The organism is Frateuria aurantia DSM 6220 (assembly GCF_000242255.2).
Classification (GTDB): Bacteria; Pseudomonadota; Gammaproteobacteria; order Xanthomonadales; family Rhodanobacteraceae; genus Frateuria; species Frateuria aurantia.
On record NC_017033.1, the window covers coordinates 679,270 to 693,148 of the forward strand.

The 13,879-nt window shown below is 57.3% G+C and carries 11 protein-coding genes; 8 read left to right on the plus strand and 3 right to left on the minus strand.

Features of this window, described 5'->3' with window-relative positions:
* The first annotated feature begins 168 nt into the window (after positions 1 to 168).
* From FRAAU_RS02975 to ychF, 3 genes are read left to right on the plus strand one after another with little or no spacing between them, the layout of a single operon-like run.
* Positions 169 to 807, plus strand: a complete 639-nt coding sequence (locus tag FRAAU_RS02975; protein ID WP_014402087.1) for a 50S ribosomal protein L25/general stress protein Ctc — start codon at positions 169 to 171, stop codon at positions 805 to 807.
* A 44-nt stretch (positions 808 to 851) separates the two neighbouring features.
* A complete protein-coding gene (gene pth, locus FRAAU_RS02980) occupies positions 852 to 1,433 on the plus strand; it encodes an aminoacyl-tRNA hydrolase (RefSeq protein WP_014402088.1) in 582 nt (193 codons plus the stop codon).
* Positions 1,434 to 1,488: 55 nt separating this feature from the next.
* Entirely contained in the window at positions 1,489 to 2,580 is a 1,092-nt protein-coding gene (ychF, locus tag FRAAU_RS02985; RefSeq protein WP_014402089.1) for a redox-regulated ATPase YchF, read from the plus strand.
* Between the two features lie 247 nt (positions 2,581 to 2,827).
* Here the strand turns inward: ychF and FRAAU_RS17490 are convergent, their stop codons facing one another.
* Entirely contained in the window at positions 2,828 to 3,139 is a 312-nt protein-coding gene (locus FRAAU_RS17490) for a type II toxin-antitoxin system HicB family antitoxin (protein ID WP_014402091.1), read from the minus strand.
* Positions 3,140 to 3,597: 458 nt separating this feature from the next.
* Here FRAAU_RS17490 and FRAAU_RS02995 point away from each other — a divergent pair, with 458 nt between their 5' ends.
* The 5 genes from FRAAU_RS02995 (at position 3,598) to FRAAU_RS03015 (ending at position 11,871) form a co-directional block, all read left to right on the plus strand.
* On the plus strand, positions 3,598 to 4,590 hold the full coding sequence (locus FRAAU_RS02995; RefSeq protein ID WP_014402092.1) for a restriction endonuclease: 993 nt from the start codon (positions 3,598 to 3,600) through the stop codon (positions 4,588 to 4,590).
* 269 nt (positions 4,591 to 4,859) lie between these two features.
* Positions 4,860 to 6,419: a type I restriction-modification system subunit M gene (locus FRAAU_RS03000; protein ID WP_014402093.1), complete on the plus strand. Its 1,560-nt coding sequence runs from the start codon at positions 4,860 to 4,862 to the stop codon at positions 6,417 to 6,419.
* Positions 6,416 to 7,639, plus strand: a complete 1,224-nt coding sequence (locus FRAAU_RS03005) for a restriction endonuclease subunit S (protein ID WP_014402094.1) — start codon at positions 6,416 to 6,418, stop codon at positions 7,637 to 7,639. The genes FRAAU_RS03000 and FRAAU_RS03005 overlap by 4 nt, the downstream gene beginning before the upstream one ends.
* A 1-nt stretch (position 7,640) precedes the next feature.
* Positions 7,641 to 8,777: a hypothetical protein gene (locus FRAAU_RS03010; RefSeq protein ID WP_014402095.1), complete on the plus strand. Its 1,137-nt coding sequence runs from the start codon at positions 7,641 to 7,643 to the stop codon at positions 8,775 to 8,777.
* Positions 8,770 to 11,871, plus strand: a complete 3,102-nt coding sequence (locus FRAAU_RS03015) for a type I restriction endonuclease subunit R (RefSeq protein ID WP_014402096.1) — start codon at positions 8,770 to 8,772, stop codon at positions 11,869 to 11,871. The genes FRAAU_RS03010 and FRAAU_RS03015 overlap by 8 nt, the downstream gene beginning before the upstream one ends.
* A gap of 162 nt (positions 11,872 to 12,033) precedes the next feature.
* Here FRAAU_RS03015 and FRAAU_RS03020 read toward each other — a convergent pair whose 3' ends face one another.
* Both FRAAU_RS03020 and FRAAU_RS03025 read right to left on the minus strand, forming a co-directional pair.
* A complete protein-coding gene (locus tag FRAAU_RS03020; RefSeq protein WP_014402097.1) occupies positions 12,034 to 12,513 on the minus strand; it encodes a DUF4411 family protein in 480 nt (159 codons plus the stop codon).
* Positions 12,500 to 13,651: an ImmA/IrrE family metallo-endopeptidase gene (locus FRAAU_RS03025; protein ID WP_014402098.1), complete on the minus strand. Its 1,152-nt coding sequence runs from the start codon at positions 13,649 to 13,651 to the stop codon at positions 12,500 to 12,502. The genes FRAAU_RS03020 and FRAAU_RS03025 overlap by 14 nt, the downstream gene beginning before the upstream one ends.
* Positions 13,652 to 13,879 lie beyond the last annotated feature (228 nt).

Consider the following 13,879-nt stretch of genomic DNA (forward strand, 5'->3'; position numbering starts at 1 on the left):
GTCCGCCCGTCGCATCGACGAGCCAGCCTTTTTCAGGCTATACTCATGGACTTGCCTGCGGCGGCCGATCTGAAAAGGTCGGCCGCTCGGCTATCCGGTCCCGCCTGGTCGCGGGCGGGACCTTGACCCAAGTCGTCGCGAGATGACATCACCTCTATAGGTAAACCCATGGCTAATATTCACGAAATCAAGGCCGAAAGCCGCAAGGACGAGGGGAAAGGTGCGAGCCGCCGCCTGCGTCATGCCGCTTACGTGCCCGCCGTTGTCTACGGTGCCGGCAAGGCTCCGCAGAGCATCCAGATCGAGCACAACACCATCCTGCTGGCCGCCCGCCACGAATGGTTCTTCTCCTCGGTGCTGGATCTGAACATCGACGGCAACGTCGAGAAGGTGCTGGTCCGTGACTGGCAGAAGCATCCGTTCAAGCAGCAGATGCTGCACATGGACTTCCAGCGCGTCGACCAGAACGCCCTGCTGCGCGCCAACGTGCCGCTGCACTTCCTGAACCAGGACACCTCGCCGGCCGGCAAGGCTTCGCACGTCGTCGTCTCGCACGCACTGACCGAAGTCGAAGTCACCTGCCTGCCCAAGGATCTGCCGGAGTTCATCGAAGTCGATCTGGCCAGCCTGACCGAAGGTGACATCATCCACCTGTCGCAGATCAAGCTGCCCGCCGGCGTGACCTCGGTCCAGCTGGCCCTGGGTGAAGAGCACGACGTCGCCGTCGTCACCGCCCAGGCCGTCAAGGAAGAAGTTGACGCGCCGGCCGCTGACGCCGCTGGCGAAGCCGAAGCCGACAAGAAGTAATCCGCCTCCCGGCGCCCGCAAGGGCGCCGGGACCGGAACACCTCATGTCAGGATTGAAGCTGATCGTCGGACTGGGCAACCCCGGTTCCGAATACACCCTGACCCGGCACAATGCCGGGTTTTGGTTTGTGGACGCGCTGGCCCGCGCGCATGGCGCCCGCTTTGCCATCGACGGCAAGCTGCACGGCGAAAGCGCGAAAATCAGTATCGGCGGGCAGTCGGTATGGTTGCTCAAGCCCAGCACTTTCATGAACAAGAGCGGCATCGCGGTCGCCTCCGCCTTGCGCTACTACAAGATTCCCGCCGAAGCCTGTCTGGTCGCTCACGACGAGCTGGACCTGGACGCAGGCGCGGTGAAACTGAAATTCGACGGCGGTCACGGCGGCCAGAACGGCCTGCGTGACATCATCGCCCATCTCGGCCACGGCAAGTTCCATCGCCTGCGGCTGGGTATCGGCCACCCCGGCCAGCGCGACAAGGTCACCCCCTGGGTGCTGGGCCGACCCTCGGCCGGCGACGAGGCGGCGATCCTGGCCGCCATGGCGCGAGCCGATGAGGTGCTGCCGCTGGCCGTGGACGGCCAGTTCGAGCGCGCCATGAAACAATTGCATACCGTCCAGGCCTGAGCGGGGAACACGCAGCAGCCCGGACCGACTCCCTCTCAGATCGGAACGACATACCATGGGTATCCAATGCGGCATCGTCGGCCTGCCTAACGTCGGCAAGTCCACCCTGTTCAACGCGCTGACCAAGGCCGGCATCGAAGCGGCCAACTACCCGTTCTGTACCATCGAGCCCAATGTCGGCGTGGTCGAAGTGCCCGACGAGCGGCTGGACCAGCTGGCCGCCATCATCAACCCGCAGAAGATCGTGCCGGCCATCGTCGAATTCGTCGACATCGCCGGTCTGGTCGCCGGTGCCTCCAAGGGCGAAGGCCTGGGCAACCAGTTCCTGGCCAACATCCGCGAGACCGATGCCATCGTCAACGTGGTGCGCTGCTTCGAAGACGACAATATCGTCCATGTCGCTGGCAAGGTCGACCCCATCGACGACATCATCGTGATCGGCACCGAACTGGCCCTGGCCGATCTGGCCACCGTCGAAAAGGCCCAGGCCCGCGAAGCCAAGAAGGCCAAGGGCGGCGACAAGGATGCCAAGGCCCTGCTGCCGGTGCTGGACAAGCTGCTGCCACATCTCAACGAAGGCAAGCCGGCCCGCTCCGCGCCGCTGGATGCCGAAGAAAAGGCGCTGCTGAAGCCGCTGACCCTGCTGACCATCAAGCCGGCCATGTATGTGGCCAACGTCGCCGAAGACGGCTTCGACAACAACCCGCTGCTGGACAAGGTCCGCGCCCACGCCGAAGCCGAAGGCGCACCCGTCGTCGTCGTCTGCGCCGCCATCGAATCGGAAATCGCCGAACTGGACGACGCCGACAAGGCCGAATTCCTGGCCTCGCTGGGCCAGAGCGAACCGGGCCTCAACCGCCTGGCTCGCGCCGCCTTCCAGCTGCTGGGTCTGCAGACCTACTTCACCGCCGGGGTCAAGGAAGTCCGCGCCTGGACCATCAAGGTCGGCGCCACCGCGCCCCAGGCCGCCGGCGTCATCCATACCGACTTCGAGCGCGGCTTCATCCGTGCCCAGACCATCGCCTTCAACGACTTCATCCAGTACCAGGGCGAAGCCGGCGCAAAGGAAGCCGGCAAGGTCCGCGCCGAAGGCAAGGACTACATCGTCAAGGATGGCGACGTGCTGAACTTCCTGTTCAACGTCTGAGCCTGCTCAACCTGCCCGGCCGTCATGCGGCCGGGCAGGGCAGGGCCCAAGCCCGCTCCGGGATGCCGGGGCGGGTTTTTTTGTGGGTTCGGATATCGTAGCGGTGCCTGCCACATGGTTGCGCGGGTCTTTGCCATGGGCAGGCGTGACCCTGCAGGCACTAAGTCCGCCATCGCCTCCAGCGCAGCCCGCGCCAGAAAACCGCTGCGGCTTTCGCCATACGCCTTGGCATAGGCATCCATCGAATTTAACACTCATCAGGCAGGGTGATCTTGACCCGCACCATTTTGCGACCGAGGTGGCTTGGATCCACCTGAGCCACCGCCCAAGTCCAGCCGGCAAACTCGGGCCTCTGCATCAAGTCCTGTAGTCTGGATGCCTTCGGCAGGGCTTCGGCACGCTCGGCATAATCTTCCAGCCCCAGCAGGATTGCATCCTCGGCTTGAGCGATGGCTTCTTCTAGGCTGTCGCCTGCAGAGAAGACCCCGGGCAGATCAGGTACCGCCACCCCGTAGGCGGCAGTCGCCGTACCGGTCTCGATGGCGATGGGATAGCGCATCTCTGGAACTCCTCGGCTCAAGCCATGACTTGGTGTCGGTTGTTCGACAGCACGTGTGTCAAACAGGGTAATCAGTCGCCACAAACAGGGTAATGACGACGCTATTGCCCCATTGGGTGAGCATTCTTCTGCGCGTACATGTCTTGATGGAAACCAGGGAGGCTGACGAACGGCCTCGAGCGATGGTGCTCAGTTTTCCCGGACAAGCTTGCACGGAATACTCCAAGCCAAGTGCAAGTTGTGTATCGAGTCTGCCTGGGTAGGATTTGCATGCCCTGACTCTCTGTCATCTCAAAGCTTTCTGACATCGGCTTGCGACCGATGAAGTGTGGCCTTGCCATGGAGGGCGGCGCGGCCAGTTATGACACTGGCTGATACAATTCCAAGGCTGCCAAATCATGGGTTTGCAACCGTGCCTGCGGCGCGCAGGCGGGGGGATCATTGCGAGAGGTTCGGGAATGAGCAGGATGTGGATGGTGCGCGGAGATGGTGGTCGTTTGTACGACATCTTCCGCGAGCAGGGTGTGGCGGCTATCGGCTGGAGCCAGCTGGCGCCGCAGGTGAAGCCCGGGGTGGAGCGCAAACCGTTGATGGCCTTGTTCCGAGCGGCTTACCCGCAGGTCAAGCCTGGCACAGTCGTGGCGGGGGCTTCCCAGATATGGCGCTTCGTCAACGAGATTCAGTCCGGTGACTGGGTGGTGACCTATTCACCGGCCAATCGCCTGTATTCCATCGGCAAGGTCGTCGGTGCGCTTGAGCATCATCCCGAATGGGCCGAGCAGGGCATGCCCCTGGTCCGCAAGGTGCAATGGCAGCCGCAAGAGCTGGCCCGCGACAGCCTGGGTGTGGCGACAAAAAACAGTCTGGGCTCGACCCTGACCGTGTTCGAGATTCCCGCCGCCGCGGCCGCCGATATACAAGCGGCCCTGCAAGGCAAGCCGGCGCCCGAGATCGATGAGCCCGCCGAAGATATCGCCGCCGACCCCCTGGCTGATATCGAAGCCCAGGCCCTGGAGCGTATCAAGGACCTGGTCAACGAGCTCGACTGGGACGAGATGCAGCAATTGACCGCCGGCATTCTGCGGGCCATGGGCTACAAAACCCAGATATCGTCCCCCGGTGCGGATCGCGGCAAGGACATTGTGGCCTCCCCGGACGGCTTTGGTTTCGAGCATCCGCGCATCGTGGTCGAGGTCAAGCACCGCAAGGGGCAGATGGGCAGCCAGGATATCCGCAGCTTTCTCGGCGGTCGCCACAAGGATGATCGCGGCCTGTATGTCAGCACCGGCGGCTTTACCAAGGATGCCCAGTACGAAGCCGAGCGCGCATCCATTCCGCTGGCGCTATGGACCCTGGACCATGTAGTTCGCGCCCTGATCGAGCATTACGACGCCACCGATGCTGAAACCAAGCGCCTTGTGCCGTTGAAGCGGTTGTATTGGCCGGCTTGAAGCGCCTCCGGTAGCTGATGGTATTGCCGGCGGGGTCCCCGTAGCTTCATCGGTAAGGCTCTAGATTTGGCACCTCCGCAAGGTCAGCATTGAGCCGAAGGGCTCATCCGCACCGCTGGATTCACGGCTTGCCGAGGAGCACGTAGTCAGCTTTTTCTTCGCAGCAGTTGGCGCCATGCCACAAGGTCGCAGCCTCGTCGCTGCTGCAAAAAACATTCCCATGGCCCGATTTTTCATCTGGGTCAGACTTTTTGAATCAGGAACACCGTATGACCAGTAGCCAACAACGCGACGCCCTGCAACGTCAGATCTGGACCATCGCCAATGACGTGCGCGGCGCGGTCGACGGCTGGGATTTCAAGCAGTATGTGCTGGGCAGCTTGTTCTATCGCTTTATCAGCGAGAATTTCGTCGACTACATCACTGGTGGTGATGATTCGGTGGATTATGCCGCCATGGACGATAGTGAGCCGCTGATTGCCGGCGCCAAAGACGATGCCATCAAGACCAAGGGCTATTTTATCTATCCCAGTCAACTGTTCAGCAATGTGGTGGCCACGGCCAGCAGCAACGACAGCTTGAACACCGATCTGGCGCAGATCTTTGCTGCCATCGAGAGTTCGGCCAGCGGCTATGCCTCGGAACAGGATATCAAAGGCCTGTTCACCGACTTTGACACCACCAGCAACCGCCTGGGCAATACCGTTGCCGACAAGAACAGGCGCCTGGCCGATGTGCTCAAAGGTGTTGCTAGGCTGGACTTTGGCCGCTTTGATGCCAGCCATATCGATCTGTTCGGCGATGCCTACGAATTTCTTATCTCCAACTACGCCGCCAATGCCGGCAAGTCCGGCGGCGAGTTCTTCACCCCGCAGCAGGTCTCCAAGCTGATCGCTCGTCTGGCGATGCACAAGCAGACCAGCGTCAACAAGATCTACGATCCGGCCTGTGGTTCTGGCTCGCTGTTGCTGCGAGCCAGAAAGCAGTTTGATGAACATATCATCGAAGATGGCTTCTTCGGCCAGGAGGTGAATCACACCACCTACAACCTGGCGCGGATGAACATGTTTTTGCACAACATCTCTTACGACAAGTTCAATATCCAGCTGGGTGACACCCTGCGCCATCCGCACTTCGGCGATGACAAACCCTTCGATGCCATTGTGTCCAACCCGCCGTATTCGGTGAAATGGATCGGCAGCGATGACCCTACCCTGATCAATGACGACCGCTTTGCCCCGGCCGGCGTGCTGGCGCCCAAGTCCAAGGCGGACTTCGCCTTCGTGCTGCATGCGCTGAGCTATCTTTCGGCCAAGGGCCGCGCCGCCATCGTTTGCTTTCCCGGCATCTTCTATCGGGGCGGTGCCGAGCAGAAGATCCGCCAATATCTGGTGGACAACAACTATGTGGAGACGGTGATATCGCTGGCCCCAAATCTGTTTTTCGGTACCACCATCGCCGTGAACATCCTGGTGCTGGCGAAAAACAAGACCGATACCGCCATTCAGTTTATCGACGCCAGCGCGCTGTTCAAGAAGGGCGTCAACAACAACCTGCTGGAAGATACGCATATCGATCAGATCATGCAGGTCTTCGATAGCAAGGCGGCTATTGATCACTTCGCGCAATTGGTGCCGATGGATATGATTGCCGCCAACGATTACAACCTGTCGGTCAGCAGTTATGTGGAAGCCAGAGACAACCGCGAAGTTGTAAACATTGTCCTGCTCAATGCCGAGCTTAAAACCACGGTGACCAGGATTGACCAATTGCGCAAGGACATTGATGCCATCGTCGCTGAGATTGAAGGCGAGGAGCTGGAAGCATGAGCGGCGTAAATTTCTTGGACAAGCTGCTGGATGGCGTTGCCGTAAAGTGGACGGCATTGGGTGACGAGCGCTTTGTAGAAGTTGCGAATGCCGCAAGGAGGCCGGTAAAGGCTTCGCTGCGTGTATCTGGGAAGGTTCCATATTACGGTGCGAATAATATCCAAGACTATGTGGATGGATACACCCATGACGGCGAGTACGTGCTGATTGCAGAGGATGGCTCAGCAAGTCTTGCAAACTACTCTGTCCAATATGTGGCGGGTAAATTCTGGGCAAATAATCACGTGCATGTTGTGCGTGCCAAGCAAGGGCTGAATGCTAGATTTCTCTACCACTATCTGTGCGCGGTGGATTTCATTCCTTACTTACCAAACAAGGACAGATCGAAGTTAACAAAAGGGGAGATGATCAAGATCCCTCTCCCTATCCCCTGTCCAGACAAGCCTCAAAAATCGCTTGAAATTCAAGGCGAAATCGCCCGCATATTGGACGGCCTTACCGAGCTGACCACCGAGCTGACCATCGAGCTTGCTACCGAGTTGACTGCACGTCAGAAGCAATACAACTACCATCGCGAACAGTTGTTGAATTTTGAAAATGGCGAAGTCAATCGATTGCCTTTGGGGCATCCTGCAGTAGGTGGATTTATTCGTGGCGGTGGTTTTCAAAAGAAGGATTTTGCGGAGAGCGGTTTTGGTTGCATTCACTACGGGCAAATTTACACTCACTATGGAACATTCGCGGATTCGACGAAAACATTCGTCTCAGAAAAGTTCTTCAAGAAAGCGCGAAAAGCCCGGCCAGGGGATTTGATAATTGCTACAACAAGTGAGAACGATGAAGATGTCTGTAAAGCGGTTGCTTGGCTTGGGGGAGAGGAAATTGCGGTGAGTGGCGACGCATGCATTTACAGGCATAACTTGAATCCTAAGTACGTATCTTATTTCTTTCAAACTGAAAATTTTCAGAGGCAGAAAAAGTTAAGAATTACAGGTTCAAAAGTGCGGCGTGTAAATGCCGATGATTTGGCTAAGTTGATTATTCCTATTCCTTCGACTGAAGAGCAGGTGCGTATTGTTGCTATCCTTGATAAGTTTGAGGTGCTGAATAGTTCAGTCGCCAAGGGCTTGTTGCGCGAAATAGATATTCGCCAGAAGCAATGCGAGTATTACCGTGATCTATTGCTGATCTTCCCAAGGACTGAAGAAGTGGAGGCATAGCATGGGCATTTCACTCGCGGAAATCGCCCAACAGTTACACAATGCCAACAAAAAAGTGCAGCTAATCTATGCCTTTAATGGCACTGGCAAGACGCGCCTGTCACGGGCCTTCAAGCAGTTGATCGCCTCCAAGGGCGAGGACGAAGAAACGGCTGAGCCGCCTGCCTCGTCGCGCAGAAAAATGTTGTATTACAACGCCTTTACCGAAGACTTGTTCTACTGGGACAATGACTTGGCATGGGATGCCAATCCCAGGTTGCGAATTCAGCCCAATGCCTTTACCGACTGGCTGCTGGTGCTGCTCAGGGACTTGGGCCAGGATGGCAATATCATCCACCATTTCCAGCGCTACACCAGCGACAAACTGACCCCGCACTTCAGTGAAGACTTTTCCGAGGTAAGCTTTTCGCTGGAGCGGGGCGATGATGAGGGCTCTGGTCGGCTCAAGATTTCCAAAGGTGAAGAAAGCAGCTTTATCTGGAGCATTTTCTATACCTTGCTCGAGCAGGCCATTGCTGTGCTAAACATCGCCGAGCCGGACGATCGAGAAACACGGGTCTTCGATGGACTTGAATACGTTTTTATTGATGACCCCGTCAGTTCACTGGATGAGAATCACCTGATCGAGTTGGCCGTCAATCTGGCTGCCTTGATCAAGTCCAGCCCGTCCGTACTGAAGTTTGTCGTGACCACCCATAGCCCGCTGTTCCACAATGTGCTGCACAACGAACTCAATGCGAAGGCCTGTTATTTACTCAATCGGTTTGAAGATGGCACTTTCGAGCTTGTGGGAAAACGGGGCGACTCAAACAGGAGTTTCTCGTACCATCTGCATCTGCGGCAGACCCTTGAACAGGCGATTGCCACGGGGCAGGTGGAGCGCTATCACTTCACCCTGCTGCGCAACCTCTACGAGAAAACCGCTAGTTTTCTTGGCTATCGAGAATGGTCGGATCTCTTGCCGGATGATCGACTGACCTATCTGAACCGCATCATTCAATTCACCAGTCACAGCACCTTGTCCAACGAGACGGTGGCCGAGCCTACGCCGCAAGAGAAGCAGACCGTCAAATTCCTGCTGGACAATCTGATCGACAATTTCGGCTATTGGCGGCCACAGGACATGCAGAATGGTTGAGTACACCCAGACCATCGTCGAATCCAACAACTTCATTGTCCTTGACAGGTACAGCAAGGACTGGAAGGTCGCCGACAGCTACCAGAGTGAAGGCGAGCTGGAGCGTGAGTTTATTCATGACCTGGAGCAGCAAGGCTATCAGTACCTGCCTGCTCTCAAGACACCCGAGGCCCTGCTGGACTACGTCCGTCAGCAATTGCAGGCCCTGAACCAGGTCCAGTTTTCGGACGATGAATGGTCGCGCTTTGTGGAGAGCTGGCTGGACATGCCCAGTGAGGGCGTCGTTGACAAGACCCGCAAGATTCACGATGACCATGTGCATGACTTCGTCTTCGATGATGGGCGCATCCAGAACATCTACCTGCTGGACAAGAAAAACCCTGCCCGCAATACGCTGCAGGTCATCAAACAGTTCGAGCAGGCCGGCAGTCATGCCAACCGCTATGACGTGACGATTTTGGTCAATGGTCTGCCGCTGGTACAGGTCGAGCTGAAAAAGCGCGGCGTGGCGATTCGCGAAGCCTTCAATCAGCTGCACCGCTACAGCAAGGAAAGCTTCAATGGCGAGCGCTCACTGTTCAAGTATCTGCAGTTGTTTGTTATTTCCAATGGCACGGATACGCGCTACTTCGCCAATACCACGCAGCGCAGCAAGCACAGCTTCGACTTCACCATGCATTGGGCCCTGGCCGACAACAGTCCGATCAAGGATCTGAAAGACTTCACGGCGACCTTCTTGCAGCGGCGTACCCTGCTGGATGTGTTGCTGACCTATTCGGTGTTCGATGTTAGCAACACCTTGCTGGTGATGCGTCCGTATCAGATCGCCGCCACCGAACGCATCTTGTGGAAAATCAGGAGTGCCCATCAGACCAAGCGCTGGAACAGCATCGAGGGTGGCGGCTATATATGGCACACCACGGGCTCCGGCAAGACGCTGACCAGCTTCAAGGCGGCGCGTCTGGCGACCGAGTTGGAGTTTATCGACAAGGTGTTCTTTGTGGTGGACCGCAAGGATCTGGACTACCAGACCATGAAGGAATACCAGCGTTTTTCGCCCGACAGTGTGAACGGTTCGGACAGTACCGCCGGGCTCAAGCGCAATCTGGAAAAGGATGACAACAAGATCATCGTCACCACCATCCAGAAGCTCAACAATCTGATGAAGAGCGAGGCGGAGCTGCCGGTGTACCGGCAGCAGGTAGTCTTTATTTTTGATGAGTGCCATCGCAGCCAATTTGGTGAGGCGCAGAAGAACCTGAAGAAAAGGTTTAAACAGTTCTACCAGTTCGGTTTCACCGGCACGCCGATCTTTTCGCAAAATGCATTGGGTGCAGACACCACGGCCAGCGTGTTCGGCCGGGAGCTGCATGCCTATGTCATTACCGATGCCATCCGCGACGAAAAAGTGCTCAAATTCAAGGTGGACTACAATGATGTGCGTCCGCAGTTCAAGGCCATTGAAACCGAGCAGGATGAAAAGAAGCTCAGCGCCGCAGAAAACCGCCAGGCCTTGTTGCACCCAACTCGCATCCGTGAAATCTCGCAGTATGTGCTGAAGCATTTCCGCCAGAAAACCCATCGGCTGCAAGGCAGTGGCAAGGGCTTCAACGCCATGTTTGCGGTGAGCAGCGTCGATGCCGCCAAGGCGTATTACGAGTCGCTGCGAGCCTTGCAACAGGGCAGTGACAAGCCGTTGAAGATCGCCACGATTTTTTCGTTCGCACCGAATGAAGCGCAGGATGCCGTCGGCGACATCGTGGATGAGAGTTTTGAGGTATCCGCCATGGACCGCAGTGCCAAGGAGTTTCTGAGCGCGGCCATCGGTGACTACAACGCCTTGTTCAAAAGCAACTTCGACGTGAGCAGCAAGGGCTTTCAGAACTACTACCGTGACTTGGCCAAGCGCGTGAAGGATCAGGACATCGATCTGTTGATCGTGGTCGGCATGTTTCTGACCGGCTTCGATGTGCCAACGCTGAATACCTTGTTCGTGGACAAGAATCTGCGCTATCACGGCCTGATTCAGGCCTATTCGCGTACCAACCGCATTCTTGATGCCACCAAAACCTTTGGCAACATCATCACCTTCCGTGATCTTGAACAGGCCACTGTCGACGCCATCACGCTGTTCGGAGAGAACAATACGCGCAACGTGGTGCTGGAGAAGAGCTACCAGCAGTATATGGAAGGCTTTACCGACACGCTCACCGGCGAGGCACGGCGCGGATTCGTCGATGTGGTGACCGAACTGGAGCAACGCTTTCCGGATGCCAGCAATATCGTCAAGGAGTTCGACAAAAAGGCTTTTGCCAAGTTGTTCGGCGAATATCTGCGCGTGGAAAACGTGCTGCAGAACTACGACGAGTACGCCAGTCTGAAGGCCTTGCAGAATGTTGACTTGGACGATCCGCAAGTCGTTGAGGCGTTCAAGGTTGAGCATCATCTGGATGATGAGCAGCTGGCAGCGTTGCAGCTTGTCCGCTTGCCTGCCGAGCGCAAGATCCAAGACTACCGCTCGACCTACAACGATATCCGCGATTGGTTGCGACGTGAGAAAGCGGGCAATGAGAAAAACGAATCCACCATCGACTGGGATGACGTGGTGTTCGAGGTGGACTTGCTCAAGTCGCAGGAAATCAGCCTAGATTACATTCTGGAATTGATCTTCGAGAAGAACAAGAAGGTCAAAGACAAGGCATCTCTGGTCGATGAGATGCGCCGGGTTATTAGTGCCAGCCTGGGCAATCGAGCGAAGGAAAGCCTGGTGGTTGACTTTATCAACCAGACCGATCTGGATCGGATCGGGGACAAGGCCAGCGTGATCGATGCTTTCTTCACTTTCGCCCAGTCCGAGCAGCGGCTCGAGGCGGAAGCACTGATCAGCGGCGAGTCGCTGAATGAAGATGCAGCCAAACGCTATCTTGCCACCTCATTGAAGAGGGAGTTCGCCAGCGAGAATGGGACCGAGCTGAATACCCTTCTGCCCAGAATGAGCCCGCTTAACCCGAACTATCTCAAGAAGAAGCAAGAGGTCTTTCAAAAAGTCGCTGCTTTTGTTGAGAAATTCAAGGGTGTTGGGGGGGCTTTGTAGCCGAAGGCTGCTGGTTTTTGATGGCGTTCATGGGGGTGATCAGTGGTTTGTCCACTTTCAACTGTCGGTGGACCTGGGAGAAGCCACGAGATGGTCGTTACGATATGGATCGAAGCCTGGCTAGTCGCCATCACCATTTGACTGTCAGGGTCTGTGGGTCTGTCAGCCAAACACCGCCCCTGACCGCTTGATATAGCCCACAAAGTCGATACATGGCGCCCGCACGCTTTCCATCGCACACACGGCTGGGATCTTCCAATTGCTCATCTTCTTGTGAGGCGTGAGCTGCGGCGCTTCATTGGTGACCAGGGTGTGACCATGTAGCTTGGCGGTGGCAACGATCAACAAGTCGTTCTCATCGACGCCGCCGCCATATCGGTCTTCCACAATACCCAGCAAGGTCTTGATGCGGAGGGCTTCCAGCAGAATGGCTTGCGTGATGGGCAGCCTGTGCAGTCCGGCATCGCGGAGCCAAGCCATGCACTCGGGTGCCTTGTGCTCGACTTCCTCGACGGCTACCTGAGCCATCAATAGCTGACCTTGCTCGATCTGTTGCGCCAGCCAGGCCCAGAGTCCGGGGAACTGCGTGACTGGGTAATTATCCCAAGCATGGATCATGGACGATGCATCAAAGACCTGCATAGTAACGTTCCAGCTGGTGCAGGTCGGCGATCTTCAGATGGTCCAGATAGGTGCTGGCCTTGGTCAGACTGATCCGCTGACTGTGCATGGCATCCAGTACGGTGCGGACATAGCCATCGCCAAAGATATGCCGGGGTTCGCGATGGCGCCACTCACGGCTGCCGCCGCTGTTCTCTGGCAGAACTCTCTGCTGGATCCATTGCCGATACGCCGCATAGTCGGCAGCGGGCAGGCGCCCGGCATCCATCAGCCGGCGCAGAATGACTTCGGTACTGACACCCCAGGCCTTGCGTTGGGGTTCCAGCCAGTGATCGAAGCCGGTGGCTTCGACGGGGCGTTCATCATCGTGGATGCGTGCCAGGAAGGTATCGGGGACCAGCAGATGGCCGGCAAAGGCGTTGGCCTCTCGTTCATGGCCTTCCGAGGCATGCAGGTCGGTCTCGTCATCGATCGAGCTGGTACGATGCAGCAGCACGTGACCCAGCTCGTGCATCAGGGTGAAGCTTTGCCGGGTATCGGTATCCTGTTTTTTCACAACGATGACTGGACAAGCGGGATCGTAAAGCGAGAACCCCAGGATCGGGCTTTCCTTGGCGATCTGCCATGCGCCGCCGTAGCCATTGCTGCGAAAGACCAGCAGTCCGCGTGCCTCGATGGCCTGGCGGTAAGTGTCAAAGCCATTCTGATCACCCAGACCCAGCCAGTGACGCACGCGACTGGCCGCGGTGGCCAGATCCAGGCCCTGCAGGTCCGGCGGTTGGAAACGCGTGACCTCGGCAGGATCCAGTTCGTCCCGCAGGCTCAGGAATACTTCTCGCTGTCGCTCGACGCGCTCGATCAGCTGCTTCAGGCGCGCTGACAGTTCAGGCTTCTGATTGTTCAGGCTGCGGAACTGTGGCGAATGTACCTTGGTGGCATTGACCGGGCCCGGTTCCATAAAGAAAAGGATGCCGCGACCGCTCCAGTCCGCGAGCTTGCGCAGCTGGTTGAAGGTCAGACCGTGCTCACCCGCCATCACCTTGTCCAGATTCGCCGGGGTGATGCCGATCGCATGGGCAAGCGCCTCCCGGCTTGTGCCCTGATCGGCACAACACCAGGCGATGCGTTCCCGGTTGATCGATTGGATGCGTTCCATCATCGGATGATAAAGCGCCGGCAGGTGTTGCGGATAGCGGTGTTGGATAAGGCCTTGGCATTCAAGATCTGCCCGCCCAGCTCTGACGATAGATCGATCTACTCCGTATGGGTACGGTCGGCCTGTTCAGCCGCATCGGCGTGACCAAGTATGGGTTGCCTACTGTAGTTTGGTGATTGAAGGTCGTGATTGCCCGGCCCAGGAAAATATTCAGGGGCCCAGTCGCGCCAG